The organism is Bradyrhizobium sp. AC87j1 (genome assembly GCF_002936975.1).
Taxonomy (GTDB): Bacteria; Pseudomonadota; Alphaproteobacteria; order Rhizobiales; family Xanthobacteraceae; genus Bradyrhizobium; species Bradyrhizobium shewense.
This window is the reverse complement of record NZ_PTFE01000084.1, coordinates 20927-36439: the sequence shown is the minus strand read 5'-3', so window position 1 is coordinate 36439 and position 15513 is coordinate 20927. Positions and strand designations below refer to the sequence as shown.

The following is a 15513-nucleotide window of genomic DNA, read 5'->3' as shown; positions in this document are numbered from 1 at the left end:
CTTCATGACATGATAGCGCCGGACGCCATGACTGCTGCTGTCGAGATCTACACCAGGCCGGGCTGCGGCTATTGTTCCGCGGCGAGGTCCTTGCTGACCCGCAAGAAGGCGACCTTTACCGAATTCGACGTCGCCAAGAACCCCTCCTGGCGGGAGGAGATGTACGGCCGCGCCGGTGAGGGCTCGACGTTCCCGCAGATCTGGATCGGTGGAACTCATGTCGGCGGCTGCGACGATCTCTACGCACTCGACCGCGAAGGCAAGCTCGACGGCATGCTGGAAGATGTGAAGGCCAACTCATGAGCGAGAACCGCACGTTTACGGCAGCCATGGTGCAGATGCGCACGGGTCTGATGCCCGGGCCGAGCCTCGAACAGGCCACGAAGCTGATCCGGCAGGCGGCGGCCGATGGCGCCGACTACGTGCAGACGCCCGAAGTCAGCAACATGATGCAGCTGAACCGCAAGGCGTTGTTCGAGCATCTCCAGAGCGAGGAGGACGACACCTCGCTGAAGGCCTACCGGGCGCTCGCGGCGGAACTGAAGATCCATCTCCATGTCGGCTCGCTGGCGCTGCGCTTCTCAGCCGAAAAGGCGGTCAACCGCTCCTTCCTGATCGGGCCCGAGGGCAATGTGCTCGCGAGCTACGACAAGATCCACATGTTTGATATCGAGCTGCCGGACGGCGAGAGCTATCGCGAATCCGCCAATTACCAGCCGGGCGAGACCGCGGTGATCTCCGACCTGCCCTGGGGCCGGGTGGGCTTGACGATCTGCTACGATTTGCGCTTCCCCGCGCTTTACCGCGCGCTCGCCGAGAGCGGTGCATACTTCATCACCGTCCCGTCCGCCTTCACCCGCAAGACCGGCGAAGCGCACTGGCACGTGCTGCTGCGCTCGCGCGCGATCGAGACCGGCTGCTTCATCTTCGCAGCTGCCCAGGCAGGCACCCACGAGAACAAGCGCGAGACCTATGGCCATTCGCTGATCATCGATCCCTGGGGCGAGATTCTCGCCGAGGGCGATGTCGAGCCCGGCATCATCATGGCCAGGATCGACCCCGCCAAGGTCGAGACCGCACGCCGCGCGATTCCCTCGCTCCAGCACGGCCGCCGCTTCGGCGTGTCCGATCCCAAGGCCGGGCCGGATCATTTGCACCTCGTGCGGGGATCGGCATGATCCGCTACGCGCTTCGCTGCGACCGCGACCACGGCTTCGAGAGCTGGTTCCAGAGCTCGTCGGCCTATGATTCGCAGGTCAAGCGCAAGCTCGTGACCTGCCCGATCTGCGGATCCGCCAAGGTCGACAAGGCGATCATGGCCCCGCGTATCGTCGGCAAGAAGGGCCGTGGGCGCGCGGCGCCACCGCCGGAACCGGCGGCAGCCCCCACGCCCGAGGCGGCACCATCAGGGCCGACTTCGCTGATGCTGGCGCAGGAGAAAGAGCTGCGCACCAAGCTGAAGGAGCTGCGCGATCACATCGTGAAGAACGCCGACAATGTCGGCGAGCGCTTCGCCAATGAGGCCCGCGCGATGCATTACGGCGACAAGGAGCACCGTCCGATCTACGGCGAGGCCTCGCCGGAGGAGGCGAAGTCGCTGATCGACGAGGGCATCGAGGTGTCGCCGCTGCCGGCATTGCCGGAAGACCGGAATTAGGCCCCCACCAGCACCGCCACACCGATGATGATCAGCGCGATACCTGCGAGCTCGCGCGGCGCGATCGGCTGCTTGAACGAATAATACGCCACCGCTTGCGCGAACAGCACCTCGATCAGAGCGAGCGTGCGGACATTGGCGGCGGCCGTCAGCGCGAACGCCAGGAACCAGAATTGTGAGGCGAAGGCGCCCATGAAGCCCGCGAGCATCGACGGCTTCCACAGGCCGAGGATCGCCTGCAGCACTTTTGGCGCGCGCCAGAGCAGATAGATCGTCAGCACCAGCGTCTGCACGAACAGGCCGAGCACCAGCGTGAACGAGGCCGAGGTCACGAAGGAGACGCCGGGCACGTTGATGATCGCGCCGCGAAAGCCAACCGCAGACAGCGCGAATGCGGCAGCTGCAACGAGGCCGGTGATGGTCGGCTTCAATTCTGCAAAACTCTTCTCGCCGCCGGGCCTGAGCGCGGTGATGACGACGCCGACGGTCGCGATCACGATCGCCAGCACCTTCAGCCAGGTCAGGTGATCGCCAAGGAAGACGAAGCCGAAGATCGCGGTCTGGATCGCCTCGGTCTTCAGATACGCCGTCGTCACCACGAAGGATCGATCGTTCATGGCGAGCAGCATCAGGCCGGTGGCGACGATCTGGCTGAGCGCACCGAGCAAGAGCCACGGCCAGAACACGGTCGGCGGCATGTCCAGATGATCGCCGGTGGCGACCAGCACCACGCCGAGAAACAGCACCGAAAACGGGAAGCCGAACAGGAAGCGGATATTGGTCGCGCCCCAGGTCCCCAGCGGCTTCGTCAACGACCGCTGCATCGCATTGCGCGCGACTTGGCCCAACGCGGCAACGAGGGTGAAGGGAATCCAGAGGCTGGCGATGGTGAGCATGGGGTGGATGGAAGCTGAGGCAGGAGGAATGCAGCCAACCTGCCGCTAGCGGCAGAGCAGGTCAATCACGCCGACGTCATGGGTGCGATGCTCTCGCGACAAATTCGGTGTCGTCCCTGCGAACGCAGGACGACACCGTTTGTGGAGAAGCAGCTCGCATCCCACTTCCAGCCTCACACCATCCCTTCCGCCACCACCATGTAGTTCACGTCCATATCCGACGAGAGCGTCCATTTGTCGGCGAAGGGTGAGTAGACCACGCCGGTCTGCTCGGTGATGACGAGGCGGTTGTCGAGCAGGTATTTTGTCAGCTCGTCGGGGGTGACGAACTTATTCCATTCGTGGGTGCCGCGCGGCAGCCAGCGCAACACATATTCGGCGCCGACGATGGCGAGCGCAAAGCTCTTCCAGTTGCGGTTCAGCGTCGAGACCACCATGAGGCCGTTCGGCTTCAGCATCGCCGCGCAGCGCTTCAGGAAGACGCCGACATCGACGACGTGCTCGACCACCTCCATCGCCAGCACGATGTCGAAGCGCTCACGCGGGTCGATCTCCTCCACCGTGGTACAGCGGTAGTCGATCGCAAGATGGCCCTTATCGGCGTGCAGCTTGGCCGCGGCGATGTTGCTCTGGGAAGGGTCGACGCCGATGACCTGCGCTCCGAGCCGCGACAGCGGCTCGCACAACAGGCCGGCGCCGCAGCCGATATCGAGCACGCGAAGCCCGCCGAGGCAGTTGAGGCTGCGCACGTTGCGCTCGAACTTGCGGCAGGCGGCATCGCGGATGTAGCCGAGCCGCAGCGGGTTGATCCGGTGCAGCGGCGCCATCTTGCCGTTGGGGTCCCACCACTCCGCTGAGAGTTTCGAGAACTTTGCGATCTCGGCGGCGTCGACGGTCGAACCCGGCTGCGGGCTGGCGGAGAGGGAAGTATTTTGCTGCATGCTCATGGTTACGCGCGGTCCTACCGCGTGGTGATCGAACTACGGAAGGCGAGCGGCGAGGCGATGGTCCGGATGGTTTCGCGACCTTCGCCGACGCCGTTGATGGTCACGTCGCCGTAGTTGAGAATACGTCCAAGAATCGTCTGATTGACATCGACGCTCTCGACCTTGTCCAGCGCCATCTCGAAGGTGCGGCGCTTGATGAAGCCGGTCTTGTGCACAATCCTTAGGTTGGTGACGTCGGTCTCGGTGGTGAAGCGATGGAACCAGCCCTTCACGGTCCAGAACAGGGCCGCCAGAGCCACCACGCCCGAGGCGATGAGACAGAGAATCACGAGCCCATTGACCGTGGTCTGCCCTGACAGGACGAACAGGGCGAAAGCCGCGATCCAGGCCAGGATGGCCGGAAAATAGAAGATCCAGTGCGCATTGGTCGAATACAGCACCCGCTCGCCGGGCTGCAGGATTTCGTCAATATAGCGCGCCATAACCTCTGATAACCCATTGCCCGGATTGGCCGCAGCAGGAACCCGCTTGCCCCCGGCCCCGCCCCTCTGTATACGCGCGGTCGGGTCCGCGGCATCGCCTCGCGCGGGTCACCATACTTATCCTTATGAGGGAATGCACGCGTCGTCATGAGCCGCCTCGTGATGAAATTCGGCGGCACATCCGTCGCCAACATCGAACGTATCCGCAACGTCGCACGCCACGTGAAGCGTGAGGTCGACGCCGGCCACGAAGTGGCCGTGGTCGTCTCGGCGATGTCGGGGAAAACCAACGAGCTGGTGGCCTGGTGCACCGAGGCCTCGCCGATGCACGACGCGCGCGAATACGACGCCGTCGTCGCCTCCGGCGAACAGGTGACATCCGGCCTGCTTGCCATTGCGCTTCAGGGCATGGGCATCCAGGCCCGCTCCTGGCAGGGCTGGCAGATCCCGATCAAGACCAGCGACGCCCACGCCTCGGCCCGGATCGAGGATATCGACGGCAGCGAGATCATCAGCCGTTTCAAGGATCGCAAGGAGGTCGCGGTCATCGCCGGCTTCCAGGGCATCAACCCAGAGACCAATCGCATCACCACGCTCGGCCGCGGCGGCTCCGACACCTCGGCCGTGGCGATCGCCGCCGCCGTCAAGGCCGACCGCTGCGACATCTACACGGATGTCGACGGCGTCTACACAACCGATCCGCGAATCGTGCCGAAGGCCAAGAGACTCGACAAGATCGCATTCGAAGACATGCTGGAACTGGCCTCCCAGGGCGCAAAAGTGCTTCAGGTCCGCTCGGTGGAACTCGGCATGGTCCACAACATGCCGATCTTCGTCCGCTCGAGCTTCGACAAGCCCGAGGATATCGACCCGCATGCCAACCAGCCGCCCGGCACGCTGATCTGCAGCGAGGAGGAGATCATGGAAAGCCACGTCGTCACTGGTATCGCCTTCTCCAAGGACGAGGCCCAGATCTCGGTGCGCCAGATCGAGGACAAGCCGGGCGTTGCGGCCTCGATCTTCGGCCCGCTGGCGGATGCCAACATCAACGTCGACATGATCGTGCAGAACGTCTCTGAGGACGGCAAGACGACCGACCTCACCTTCACGGTGCCGGCGGCCGACTATACCCGCGCCAAGGACACCATTACCGCCGCCAAGGGCAAGATCGGCTATGCGCGGCTCGATACCGCCACCGATGTCGCCAAGATCTCGGTGATCGGCAGCGGCATGCGCAGCCATGCCGGCGTCGCCGCCCAGGCATTCTCGGCCCTCGCCGGGCGGAATATCAACATCCGGGCCATTACAACCTCCGAGATCAAATTCTCGGTTTTGATCGACACCGCCTATACCGAGCTTGCGGTGCGCACCCTGCACACGCTCTACGGTCTCGATCAGGCCTGAAACGCGACCATCGTCGCGCTTCAGGTTGTTGTTTGAGCATGGTCTTTCCGGAAAACCGCTTCGCACTTTCCGGACCATGCCTGGACTAATTTTCTCTTAGCGGTCGCAGCAAACGCGAAGGTGTACACACCTTCGCGTTTGGCAGGCGTTTTGCTTGGCAAAACAAGCCTCAATTCGCTATACGGCGAACAGGGTGGGCTGCCGCAGACTGTGTCCCAGTTCAGGCGGCGCTGATTCGGTGCAAGCGCTAAATCTCAAGTGGATTTTGGGCTTGTGCCAGCGCCGGACAAACAAATTGGTTGTTTTTCTGGAATTTTAGGCCAGCCGCCGGCCGATACGGCCGGGCCGGCAGACGGAGGAGATTGACGGGACATGCGGAGCGCGTCGGGAGGTCCCCGCGTCTTGTTGAGACGGCTCCGCGAAACCATGGCGGAGCAGGTCTCGGCCCAGGAGCGGCTGGACAAGATCGTGGTGCTGATCGCCGCCAACATGGTGGCCGAGGTGTGCTCGGTCTATGTGCTGCGCATCGACAACACGCTGGAGCTCTACGCCACCGAAGGCCTCAACCGCGAGGCCGTGCATCACACCGTGCTGAGCGCCCATGAGGGCCTGGTCGGCCTCGTCGCCAGCGAGGCGACGCCGCTCAACCTGAGCGATGCGCAGACCCATCCGGCCTTCTCGTTCCGCCCGGAGACCGGCGAAGAAATCTACCACTCCTTCCTCGGCGTGCCGATCCTGCGGGCCGGCAACACGCTCGGCGTGCTGGTGGTGCAGAACCGCGCCAAGCGCAACTATGTCGAGGAGGAGCTCGAGGCGCTGCAGACCACCGCCATGGTGCTGGCCGAGCTGATCGCCTCGGGCGAGCTGTCCGCGCTGGCCCAGCCGGGGCTGGAGCCGGCCGCGCGCCATTCCGCACAGAAGGTCGGCGCGATCCTGTCGGAGGGCATCGCGCTCGGCCATGTCGTGCTGCACGAGCCGCGCGTCGTCATCAAGGACTACATCGCCGAGGACCTGCCCAAGGAAATCAAGCGGCTCGACACCGCGCTGGCCAAGCTCCGCGCCGATCTCGACCGCATGCTGGAGCGCGGCGACGTCGCCGAGGGCGGCGAGCATCGCGAGGTGCTGGAAGCCTATCGCATGTTCGCCAACGACCAGGGCTGGTCGCACAAGCTGCACGAGGCGGTCGCCACCGGCCTCACCGCGGAAGCCGCGGTCGAGCGCGTGCAGTCCGACACCCGCGCGCGCATGCTGCGCTCGACCGACCCCTATTTGCGCGACCGGCTGCACGACCTCGAGGATCTCGGCTACCGCCTGATGCGGCAGCTGGTCGGCCAGGACCACGCGCCCTCACGCGAGCAGCTGCCCGACAACGCCATCGTCATCGCCCGCGCGATGGGCCCGGCGGCGCTGCTCGACTACGACCGCAAGCGCCTGCGCGGCATCGTGCTGGAGGAAGGCACCGCCAACTCCCACGTCTCGATCGTGGCGCGCGCGCTCGGCATCCCCGCGGTCGGCGAAGTGCCGAACGCACCCGGCATTGCCGATCCCGGCGATGCCATCATCGTCGACGGCACCTCCGGTTCGATCTATGTGCGCCCCTCGCAGGAAGTCGAGGCGGCCTTCGCCGAGCGCGTGCGCTTCCGCGCCCGCCGCCAGGCGCAGTATCTGGCGCTGCGCGACCTGCCCTGCGTCACCAGGGACGGCCAGAAGGTCGAGCTGATGATCAACGCAGGCCTTGCCATCGACCTGCCGCATATCGAGGACACCGGCAGCGCCGGCATCGGCCTGTTTCGCACCGAGCTGCAATTCATGGTCGGCCAGAGCCTGCCGCGCACCAGCGACCAGCTGGCGCTGTATCGCACCGTGCTCGATGCGGCCGGCACCAAGCCCGTCACCTTCCGCACCCTCGACATCGGCGGCGACAAGGCGCTGCCCTATATGGAAGCCGTGATCGAGGAAAATCCCGCGCTCGGCTGGCGCGCGATCCGGCTCGGGCTCGATCGTCCCGGCCTGCTGCGCGGCCAGATCCGCGCGCTGCTGCGCGCCGGTGGCGGCCGCGCGCTGCGCATCATGTTCCCGATGATCTCGGAGGTCGCCGAATTCGATTCGGCGAAGGCGCTGGTCGAACGCGAGCTGACTTATCTGCGCCAGCACGGCCATACGCTGCCGGAGCGTATCGACATCGGCACCATGGTCGAGGTGCCCGCTTTGCTCTATCAGCTCGACGAGCTCCTGAAGAAGGTCGACTTCATCTCGGTCGGCTCCAACGATCTGTTCCAGTTCCTGTTCGCGGTCGACCGCGGCAATGCCAAAGTCTCCGAGCGCTTCGACACCATGTCGGCGCCGATCCTGCGCGCGCTGCGCGAGATTGCACGCAAGTCGCAGGCGGCGCAGAAATCGCTTTCGCTCTGCGGCGAGATGGCGTCCAAGCCGCTTGGCGCACTGGCGCTGATTGCGCTGGGCTACCGCTCGCTGTCGCTGTCGGCAACCGCGCTCGGCCCCGTCAAGGCCATGGTCATCGACCTCGATGCCAAGAAGGCCGAAGCCATGCTCGGCCCGCTCCTGGACGCGCCGGCGGGCAGCGTCTCGATCCGGCAGAAACTGACGGAATTTGCCGAGGCCGAAGGCTTGGCATTGTAGCGGGCCTGTCGCCGCTCCCTGCCGCCTCGCCTCCTTCCGCCATTTGAGACTGAACCGATGTCGTCACTCCCCGAAGCCAAACTGGACGTGCTCCTTGCACATCATGCCTCTCTCGAGGCCGAATCACTGAGACAGCTCGCCTCCGAGCGCTATGTGCAGATCACGCGCGAGCTCGCCGAGATCACCCCGCTGATCGAGGCGGTGAAGGCCTATCGTGCCGCGGTCAAGGAGCTTGCCGACACCGAGGCGCTGATCGCCGATCCCGCGACCGATGCCGAGATGCGCGGCATGGCCGAAGCCGAACGCGACGAGCTCACGCCGAAAATCGAGGACCTGGTCCAGAAGATCCGCGTCGCGCTGCTCCCCAAGGACGCCATGGACGACCGCAACGTGGTGCTGGAAATCCGCGCCGGCACCGGTGGCGACGAGGCCTCGCTGTTTGCCGGCGACCTGTTCCGGATGTACGAGCGCTTCGCTGCCTTGCAGGGCTGGAAGGTCGAGGTGATCTCGGCCAGCGAAGGCACCGTCGGCGGCTACAAGGAAATCATCGCGGAGGTGCAGGGCCGCGGCGCGTTCTCGAAACTGAAGTTCGAATCCGGCGTGCACCGCGTGCAGCGCGTGCCGGACACCGAGACGCAGGGCCGCATCCACACTTCGGCCGCGACGGTGGCCGTGCTGCCGGAGGTCGAGGACGTCGACGTCGACATCAAGAACGACGATTTGCGCATCGAGACCATGCGCGCGCAAGGAGCGGGCGGCCAGCACGTCAACAAGACCGAATCGGCGATCCGCATCACCCACATTCCGACCGGCATCGTGGTGATGATGCAGGACAGCCGCTCGCAGCACAAGAATCGCGCTTCCGCCATGAACATCCTGCGCTCGCGAATCTACGACGCCGAGCGCCAGCGCGTCGATGCGGCACGGTCGGCCGAGCGTAAGGAGAAGGTCGGCTCAGGCGACCGCTCCGAGCGCATCCGCACCTACAATTTTCCGCAAGGGCGCGTCACCGACCACCGCATCAACCTGACGCTCTACAAGCTGCCGCAGGTGATCGCGGGCGAAGCGCTTGGCGAGTTGACCGACGCGCTGACCACCGAGCACCAGGCCGCGCAGCTCGCCGCGCAAGGCGCGGCGGCCTGATCCCTGCCTCAGCGCACCTTTGCCAGGAACGATCGCAGAATCTTGCCCAACGCGGGTGCAGCGGCGCTCAGCTCGTCCAGGTGAATGCGCGAAAGCGACCGCAGCTTCTGCTCGCCCTTGGCCGTCAGCTTGACCAGGACGCGCCTTGCATCCTCGGGATCGGCCTCCCGACTGATCAGCTTCAACTTCGCCATGCGGTCCACCAGCTCCACCGCCGTATGGTGCCGGATCAGGAGGAAGCCGGCGATGTCGCCGACGCTGGCGCCGTTGGCATCGGCCAGCCCCTTGATCGCCAGCAGCGCCTGGTGCTGCTGCGGCGTCAACCCGGCGTTCTGGGCCGCCGCTTCGCTGAAGGCGAGGAAGGTGCGCAGCTGGTAGCGGAATTGCGCGAGCGCGGCGTAGTCAGCCTCGCGCATTGCGCCGCCCCTCGACGACGCAGCGCGCGCCGTGCGTCCGGTCTTCCGCTTCGCGTCAGCCATTCCGTGCCTTTCGACCTCCGCCCGCCGGCGGAGCGGGCGCTGCCGAGACTAGCAAGGAAGGCCGGGCGGAACCACCGACGGGCGTCGCAGATGCACAAATATAGGAGAGGCCTGCAGCCCTGCTATTCGAAGTTGGAGAGCAGGATCTTCACCAGGATGACCTGAAACGCGATCGGAATACGAACGCTCTTCCGCCTGATCGAGCGCTGGAGCGCACTGGCGATCTCGGCGCTGGTCAAGGCGCCTTCGGATGCATTCGTGATCAACTCACCCCACATCTGCGACAGCGAGCCACCGGGCGGGATCACCGGCTTGATCGTCACGCCGCAGCCCTGCGCCCAGTCGACGATCTCCCGCATCGTGTGAGGACCGCAGTTGCGCGTCGTCGCAAGCCGCTCGGCCGTCAGCGCGAGCAGCAGCTCGCGCGAGGGCGACCAGGTCCCCTTCGGCGGCTGCTCGCCGGTGAGCTCGACCGCGAGCTCCTTCAGGACATTCTGGGCCCGCACGCTCAGTCTCTGCATCGGCACCGGCGTGCGCTTGGCCTGAACGGAGCCGACGGCCGGCCCCCGCTGTCCGGCGGACCGGCTGCGCGGCTCCGGCATGCGCGAGGCATCGCCGGACTGCGGCGATGTGCGCTGGTCGCTTCCCTCCCCGGCAGGCCACGCCGCCTCCTGCCGCTCCGCCTCTTGCGGCCAGGACCGTCGCTTCCGGGTACCCGCTACTGTCGTCTGCCGCGGCATCTCTCTCGCCGAACCCGCCAATCTCGTACTCACAAAGACTAATATATATCGTGATCCGATATGTTTTCACGCGATAATTTTCGTCGTTCGACCAAAGGCGAAATTGACAGAAGGAGTTCACGAGCAATGTTTAGGTGCAGGAGCTACACGCGGATGTGACGTGCCCGGTGCAGGCAGGCCCTTCGAGGCCGGTTGCCGCCGGACAGGTCGTGTTTTGCCTGCAAACAAGAACGATATCCGGAGGAAACGATCATGACCGACCATCTCATTCGCCGTGGCCTCTCGCGCCGCGGCCTACTCCAGACCACGGCAGGCCTCATCGGCGGCTCGGTGCTGCCTGCGATGCCGGCCTTCGCCGAGGACAAGCCGGCCGTCGGCTCCTATCCCGCGGGCGTTTCGGGTTCCACCGCCTTCATCGGCATCTCGGTGCCGCGCACCGGCACTTATGCAGTACAAGGGGAGGACGAGCTCAAGGGCTATCAGCTCGCGATCGAGCACATCAACAGCGGTCACGACCTGATCAAGAAGATCTCGCCGAAGACCAGCAAGGGCGTGCTCGGCAAAGAACTGAAATTCGGCGTCGCGGATTCCGCGGCCAAGCCGAACGAGGCGGTGCAGGCGCAGCAGCGCTTCATCAGCGAGAACAAGGCGATCATGATCACCGGCGGCACCTCGAGCGCCGTTGCGGTCGCGCTGAACAAGCTCGCCCAGCGCGAGAAGGTGATCTTCGTCTGCGGCATCTCCGGCTCGAACGACACCACCGGCAAGGACTGCGTCCGCTACGGCTTCCGCCAGAACTTCTTCGGCCAGACCGCCGCAGCGGCGATCGGCCCAGTCATGGTCAAGGAGTTCGGCAAGGGCAAGAAGGCTGCGTATCTCACGCCTGATTACACCTACGGTCACACCGTCACCAAGTCGATGCAGGACTTCCTCGCGACCGGCGGCTGGACCACCGTCACCAACCAGGTCGCGCCGCTCGGTGCGCCCGATTATTCCTCCTATCTGCTGAACGTCGCGAATTCCGGCGCCGACGTGCTGATCAACGTCAACTGGGGCCACGATGCGGTGCTGTCGACCCAGCAGGCCAAGCAGTTCGGCGTGCTCGACAAGATGAAGCTGGTCGTCCCCTACCAGGTGCCCTTCATCGCGCGCGAGACCGGCGGCCTGATGCAGGGCGTCTACGCCGCCACCGACTATTGGTGGACGCTCGAGGACAAGTTTCCGCTCGCCAAGATGTTCAACGAGGCCTTCGAGAAGAAGTACGGCTACAAGCCGGAATGGGGCGCGGAGAACGCCTATGTCAGCTTCGCGCACTGGGCCCGCATGTGCGAGCAGGCCGGAAGCTTCAACCCGCCCGACGTGATCAAGGCCTATGAGAAGGGCGAGACACTGCCGTCCCTGGTCGGCGACGTGCATTACCGCCCCGAGGACCATCAGTGCGTCCGCCCGGTGATCATCGTCAAGGGCAAGCAGCAGAAGGACATGAAGACCAAGGAAGACTGGTACGATGTGGTCGAGATCGTGCCCGGCGAAGGCTTGATGCAGAAGCCGGACGCCTTCGGCTGCCATCCCGGCGACTACAGCTGAGCTCGCGCTAATCCTCTGTGACGCCGTAGGTCGCTTCCGGCTCCTGCGGCGTCACCCTTTTTTGCGCACCGCCGGAACGCGCCACAACCGTGACCATTGCATGATTAGTTGGCCCAACCTCGTCTCGCAGCTCTTCAACGGGCTCGCGCTCGGCGCGCTGCTCGCGCTGATCAGCTCCGGCCTGACCATTATCTACGGCACGCTCGGCGTGCTCAACCTCGCGCATGGCGCGATGTTCATGATCGGCGGCTATGCCGGGTTCGTCGCCTATCAGTACACGGAATCGTTCATCCTTGCCGTGATCGCGGGCTCCCTATTCGTGATGCTGCTGGGCGTTGCGATGGAACGCGTCATCATTCGCCATTTCTATCATCGGCCGCACGAGGATCAGTTGCTCGTGACGTTCGGGCTCGGCATATGCTTCGTCGAGATCATCCGGCTGATCTTCTCTAGCCAGTCGCAGCTGGTCCCGCCGCCGGCGATATTCCAGGGCATCACCAATCTCGGCTTCATGTTCTATCCGACCTACCGCCTCGCGGTGGTCGGCATCGTCGCGATCGCACTCGGCGCGCTGTTCATCATCCTCTACCGGACCCGGCTCGGCATGATCGTGCGGGCCGGCATCGAGGATTCCGTGATGGTGGATTCGCTCGGTATCAATGTCTACCGGGTCTTCATGGTGGTGTTCGGCATCGGCGCGATGGCCGCCGGCTTTGCCGGCATCGTCAACGCGCCGGTGGTGTCGCTGACCCCGGGCATCGGTGACGACATCCTGGTCCAGACCTTCGTAGTGGTGGTGATCGGCGGCGTCGGCTCGTTTCCAGGCGCGATCCTGGGCGGCCTGATCGCCGGCGAGATCATCAGCGTCACGTCCATGTTCAACCCCGGCTACGCCTATGTGATGCTGTTTGCGGCGATGACGCTCGTGCTCGTGGTGCGACCGCATGGCCTGCTCGGCGTCCAGGGCCGCGAGTAAGTGATCTCCTGATGCTCAAGCAACGCCCCTTCCTGATCGAGACACTGACGGCCATCGGCCTGATCGTGGCTCCCTTCGTGCTGCCCCATCTCGGCTTCGCGCCCAACACCGTAAACCGGATCCTGGTCTGGGGCCTGTTCGGCCTCGGCTTCGACATCCTGTTCGGCTTCACGGGCCTGTTGTCGTTCGGCCAGTCCGCCTTCTACGGCACCGGCGGCTTCGTCGCCGCCTACCTCCTGACCCGCGCCGGCTTCGGCAACGTGCTGGGCGCGCTGATCATCGGCATGATCGCGGCGGCCGCGACCGGCTATCTGATCGGCCTGATCGCGCTCCGCCGCACCGGCATCTATTTCGCCATGATCACGGTCGCGATTGCGGAGGTGTTCTTCTTCGTCGAGTTCAATCCACTGTCGGATTTCACCGGCGGCGAGAACGGCCTGCCGGGCGTGCCGACGCCGAGCTTCGATCTCGGCTTCACCACCGTTCACTTCACCAACGGCTGGTCGCTCTACCAGTTCATCGCACTGTGCTATTTCATCGGCGTGATCATCGCACTCAGGATCGTGCGCTCCCCGGTCGGCGCCATTTTCAGCGCGATCCGGGACAATCCGCTGCGAGCCACCGCGGTCGGCCACAACATCCACGGCTACAAATTGACCGCTTTCGTGATCGCAGCCGCCTACGCCGGTTTCGCCGGCGGCCTGCTCGGCGTGCTCCAGGCCTTCATGCCGCCGGACGCCTTCACTTTCGACACGTCCGGCCAGCTCGTGATGCAGACCGCCATTGGCGGCCGAGGCACGCTGTTCGGGCCGCTGGTCGGCGCGACCGTCTGGCTCTTCCTCCAGGATTTCCTCCAATCCGCGCTTGGCTTAGGTGCCGCCTGGAAGCTGGTGCTTGGCGTCGTGTTCGTGCTGCTGGTCTGCTTCCTGCGCGGCGGCATCATCGGCGGTCTTGCGGACCTTTATCGCCTCCTCTCCGGCAGGCGTAAGCGGAGCGATACGGAGGCCGAGCCGGACACTGAGACGACACTGCACCTAGCGCCCGCGCCGATGCAGGCCAAGGAGGTCGCGCACCCCGCTTATTCCGGGCCCATCCTGAAAGCCACCGGTCTCACCAAGCGCTATGGCGGCCTTGTCGCCAACAGCGACATCGATTTCAGCGTCAATCAAGGCGAGCTGCGCGGCATCATCGGCCCCAACGGCGCCGGCAAATCGACCTTCTTCAAGATGCTGACCTGCGAGATCGCGCCGACCTCCGGCCAGATCGTATTCGAGGGGCGCGACATCACGGGATTGAAGGTCACCGAGGTTTGCCAGCTCGGGCTCACCAAGAGCTACCAGGTCAACCAGCTCTTCACCGGGCTGACGGTGCGGCAGAACCTGACGATCGCCGCGCTCGCCGAACTGCGCGGAAAGTTTCGCCTCGATCTCTTCCGCAAGCTCTCCAGCGTCAAAGGCCTGACGGAGCAGGTGGAGCATACGCTCGCTCTGGTCAATCTGACCCGCCGCGCCGACACGCCGGTCTCCGAGCTCGCCTATGGCGAGAAGCGCAGGCTCGAGATCGGGCTCGCACTCGCGACCTCGCCGCGGCTGCTGCTGCTCGACGAGCCGCTCGCGGGCATGAGCCCGCGGGAGCGGGTCGAGACCGTCAAGCTGCTCAAATCGATCGCGCGCGGCCGCACCATGATCATCATCGACCACGACATGGATTCGCTGTTCGAGCTGGTCGAGCGCGTGACGGTGCTTCAGGAGGGCAAGGTGCTGCTCGACGGCACACCGGAGGAAATCAGGACCAACGCCGCGGTGCAGGAGGCCTATCTCGGCGGCGTGCACGGGGAGATCGCCGCATGAGCCTGATCGAGGTCAACGGCCTGAACAGCTATTACGGGGATTCCCACATCCTGTTCGACGTCGCCATGCACGTCGAACGTCACGAGGTGGTGGCGCTGCTCGGCCGCAACGGCGCCGGCAAGAGCACGACGCTGAAGAGCCTGATGGGCGTCGTGACGCCGCGCAGCGGCAGCGTAAAGTTCGACGGCATCGACATCGCCGGACGCAGGAGTCACAGGATCGCGCAGGCGGGAATGCAGCTCGTGCACGAGGAGCGCCGTATCTTCGGCAGCCTGTCGGTGGAGGAGAACATCGTCCTTGCCGGGTTCACCGCGCCGAAACGCTGGCCGCTCGACCGCATCTACGAGATGTTCCCGCGGCTGAAGGAGCGACGCAACAACCGCGGCACCGAGCTCTCCGGCGGCGAGCAGCAGATGCTCGCGATCGCGCGGGCGCTGGTGCGCGATCCCAAGATCGTGCTGCTGGACGAGCCGTTCGAGGGGCTCGCGCCCGTCATCGTCCACGATCTCGTCAAGGCCTGTCGCGAGCTGGCGGCGGCCGGCCAGACCATCGTGCTGGTCGAGCAGAATTTGGCGGCGACGCTGGCGCTGGCGAGCCGGATCTACATCATCAACAACGGTCATATCGTGCACGAGGGCCCGGCACAGGAGCTCAAGGCCCAGCCGGAGCTGCTGCAGCGCTACCTTGGCGTTTAGTCAGCCGCCGTTCAACG

General features: G+C 64.9%; 15 protein-coding genes. 10 read left to right on the top strand and 5 right to left on the bottom strand.

The window, feature by feature from the left end:
• Window positions 1-27: 27 nt before the first annotated feature.
• Genes grxC through CV770_RS31635 form a run of 3 tightly spaced genes read left to right on the top strand, consistent with a single transcriptional unit; the run spans window position 28 to window position 1657 of the window.
• A complete protein-coding gene (gene grxC, locus CV770_RS31645; protein ID WP_091966074.1) occupies window positions 28-303 on the top strand; it encodes a glutaredoxin 3 in 276 nt (91 codons plus the stop codon).
• Window positions 300-1178, top strand: coding sequence for a carbon-nitrogen hydrolase family protein (locus CV770_RS31640; RefSeq protein WP_104465145.1), 879 nt, complete (start codon window positions 300-302; stop codon window positions 1176-1178). The genes grxC and CV770_RS31640 overlap by 4 nt, the downstream gene beginning before the upstream one ends.
• Entirely contained in the window at window positions 1175-1657 is a 483-nt protein-coding gene (locus CV770_RS31635; protein ID WP_104465144.1) for a DUF1178 family protein, read from the top strand. Before CV770_RS31640 ends, CV770_RS31635 begins: the two co-directional genes overlap by 4 nt.
• Here CV770_RS31635 and CV770_RS31630 read toward each other — a convergent pair.
• The 3 genes from CV770_RS31630 to CV770_RS31620 all read right to left on the bottom strand — a co-directional run bounded on the left by CV770_RS31630 (window position 1654) and on the right by CV770_RS31620 (window position 3982).
• Entirely contained in the window at window positions 1654-2553 is a 900-nt protein-coding gene (locus tag CV770_RS31630) for an EamA family transporter (protein WP_104465143.1), read from the bottom strand. The two genes, CV770_RS31635 and CV770_RS31630, sit on opposite strands and share 4 nt — an antisense overlap.
• A gap of 173 nt (window positions 2554-2726) precedes the next feature.
• The gene (gene ubiG, locus CV770_RS31625) at window positions 2727-3500 is read right to left on the bottom strand and encodes a bifunctional 2-polyprenyl-6-hydroxyphenol methylase/3-demethylubiquinol 3-O-methyltransferase UbiG (RefSeq protein ID WP_161966326.1); all 774 of its coding nucleotides are present in this window, start codon (window positions 3498-3500) and stop codon (window positions 2727-2729) included.
• Window positions 3501-3514: 14 nt separating this feature from the next.
• Complete coding sequence (locus CV770_RS31620; protein WP_091966071.1) at window positions 3515-3982, bottom strand: PH domain-containing protein; 468 nt, start codon at window positions 3980-3982, stop codon at window positions 3515-3517.
• A 147-nt stretch (window positions 3983-4129) separates the two neighbouring features.
• On the opposite strand from CV770_RS31620, the gene CV770_RS31615 reads away from it, so the two are divergent.
• The 3 genes from CV770_RS31615 to prfA all read left to right on the top strand — a co-directional run bounded on the left by CV770_RS31615 (window position 4130) and on the right by prfA (window position 9169).
• Window positions 4130-5386 (top strand): aspartate kinase, encoded by a 1257-nt coding sequence (locus tag CV770_RS31615; protein ID WP_104465142.1) that lies wholly within the window; start codon window positions 4130-4132, stop codon window positions 5384-5386.
• Between the two features lie 372 nt (window positions 5387-5758).
• Window positions 5759-8026 carry a phosphoenolpyruvate--protein phosphotransferase gene (ptsP, locus tag CV770_RS31610; RefSeq protein ID WP_091966069.1) on the top strand — a complete coding sequence of 756 codons (2268 nt, stop codon included), beginning with the start codon at window positions 5759-5761 and terminating at the stop codon, window positions 8024-8026.
• Between the two features lie 57 nt (window positions 8027-8083).
• Window positions 8084-9169, top strand: coding sequence for a peptide chain release factor 1 (gene prfA, locus CV770_RS31605; protein ID WP_104465141.1), 1086 nt, complete (start codon window positions 8084-8086; stop codon window positions 9167-9169).
• 8 nt (window positions 9170-9177) lie between these two features.
• Here prfA and CV770_RS31600 read toward each other — a convergent pair whose 3' ends face one another.
• Window positions 9178-9648 carry a MarR family winged helix-turn-helix transcriptional regulator gene (locus CV770_RS31600; protein WP_104465140.1) on the bottom strand — a complete coding sequence of 157 codons (471 nt, stop codon included), beginning with the start codon at window positions 9646-9648 and terminating at the stop codon, window positions 9178-9180.
• Between the two features lie 122 nt (window positions 9649-9770).
• Window positions 9771-10250 (bottom strand): hypothetical protein, encoded by a 480-nt coding sequence (locus CV770_RS31595; RefSeq protein ID WP_104465139.1) that lies wholly within the window; start codon window positions 10248-10250, stop codon window positions 9771-9773.
• A gap of 390 nt (window positions 10251-10640) precedes the next feature.
• Between CV770_RS31595 and CV770_RS31590 the strand changes: the two genes are divergently transcribed.
• The 4 genes from CV770_RS31590 (at window position 10641) to CV770_RS31575 (ending at window position 15496) form a co-directional block, all read left to right on the top strand.
• A complete protein-coding gene (locus tag CV770_RS31590; RefSeq protein ID WP_104465138.1) occupies window positions 10641-11975 on the top strand; it encodes a substrate-binding protein in 1335 nt (444 codons plus the stop codon).
• Between the two features lie 100 nt (window positions 11976-12075).
• Window positions 12076-12951 (top strand): branched-chain amino acid ABC transporter permease, encoded by an 876-nt coding sequence (locus CV770_RS31585; protein ID WP_026202378.1) that lies wholly within the window; start codon window positions 12076-12078, stop codon window positions 12949-12951.
• Window positions 12952-12962: 11 nt separating this feature from the next.
• Window positions 12963-14801, top strand: a complete 1839-nt coding sequence (locus CV770_RS31580) for a branched-chain amino acid ABC transporter ATP-binding protein/permease (RefSeq protein ID WP_104465137.1) — start codon at window positions 12963-12965, stop codon at window positions 14799-14801.
• The gene (locus tag CV770_RS31575; RefSeq protein WP_091966063.1) at window positions 14798-15496 is read left to right on the top strand and encodes an ABC transporter ATP-binding protein; all 699 of its coding nucleotides are present in this window, start codon (window positions 14798-14800) and stop codon (window positions 15494-15496) included. Before CV770_RS31580 ends, CV770_RS31575 begins: the two co-directional genes overlap by 4 nt.
• The last annotated feature ends 17 nt before the right edge of the window (window positions 15497-15513 follow it).

What these genes read in the sequence shown, in the direction of transcription:
- CV770_RS31615 (WP_104465142.1), top strand. Translation starts at nt 4,130, where the DNA reads ATGAGCCGCCTCGTGATGAAATTCGGCGGCACATCCGTCGCCAACATC.
- CV770_RS31580 (WP_104465137.1), top strand. Translation starts at nt 12,963, where the DNA reads ATGCTCAAGCAACGCCCCTTCCTGATCGAGACACTGACGGCCATCGGC.
- CV770_RS31635 (WP_104465144.1), top strand. Translation starts at nt 1,175, where the DNA reads ATGATCCGCTACGCGCTTCGCTGCGACCGCGACCACGGCTTCGAGAGC.
- CV770_RS31590 (WP_104465138.1), top strand. Translation starts at nt 10,641, where the DNA reads ATGACCGACCATCTCATTCGCCGTGGCCTCTCGCGCCGCGGCCTACTC.
- ptsP (WP_091966069.1), top strand. Translation starts at nt 5,759, where the DNA reads ATGCGGAGCGCGTCGGGAGGTCCCCGCGTCTTGTTGAGACGGCTCCGC.
- CV770_RS31585 (WP_026202378.1), top strand. Translation starts at nt 12,076, where the DNA reads ATGATTAGTTGGCCCAACCTCGTCTCGCAGCTCTTCAACGGGCTCGCG.
- CV770_RS31595 (WP_104465139.1), bottom strand. Translation starts at nt 10,250, where the DNA reads ATGCCGGAGCCGCGCAGCCGGTCCGCCGGACAGCGGGGGCCGGCCGTC.
- CV770_RS31640 (WP_104465145.1), top strand. Translation starts at nt 300, where the DNA reads ATGAGCGAGAACCGCACGTTTACGGCAGCCATGGTGCAGATGCGCACG.
- ubiG (WP_161966326.1), bottom strand. Translation starts at nt 3,500, where the DNA reads ATGAGCATGCAGCAAAATACTTCCCTCTCCGCCAGCCCGCAGCCGGGT.
- CV770_RS31600 (WP_104465140.1), bottom strand. Translation starts at nt 9,648, where the DNA reads ATGGCTGACGCGAAGCGGAAGACCGGACGCACGGCGCGCGCTGCGTCG.
- CV770_RS31575 (WP_091966063.1), top strand. Translation starts at nt 14,798, where the DNA reads ATGAGCCTGATCGAGGTCAACGGCCTGAACAGCTATTACGGGGATTCC.
- prfA (WP_104465141.1), top strand. Translation starts at nt 8,084, where the DNA reads ATGTCGTCACTCCCCGAAGCCAAACTGGACGTGCTCCTTGCACATCAT.
- CV770_RS31620 (WP_091966071.1), bottom strand. Translation starts at nt 3,982, where the DNA reads ATGGCGCGCTATATTGACGAAATCCTGCAGCCCGGCGAGCGGGTGCTG.
- CV770_RS31630 (WP_104465143.1), bottom strand. Translation starts at nt 2,553, where the DNA reads ATGCTCACCATCGCCAGCCTCTGGATTCCCTTCACCCTCGTTGCCGCG.
- grxC (WP_091966074.1), top strand. Translation starts at nt 28, where the DNA reads ATGACTGCTGCTGTCGAGATCTACACCAGGCCGGGCTGCGGCTATTGT.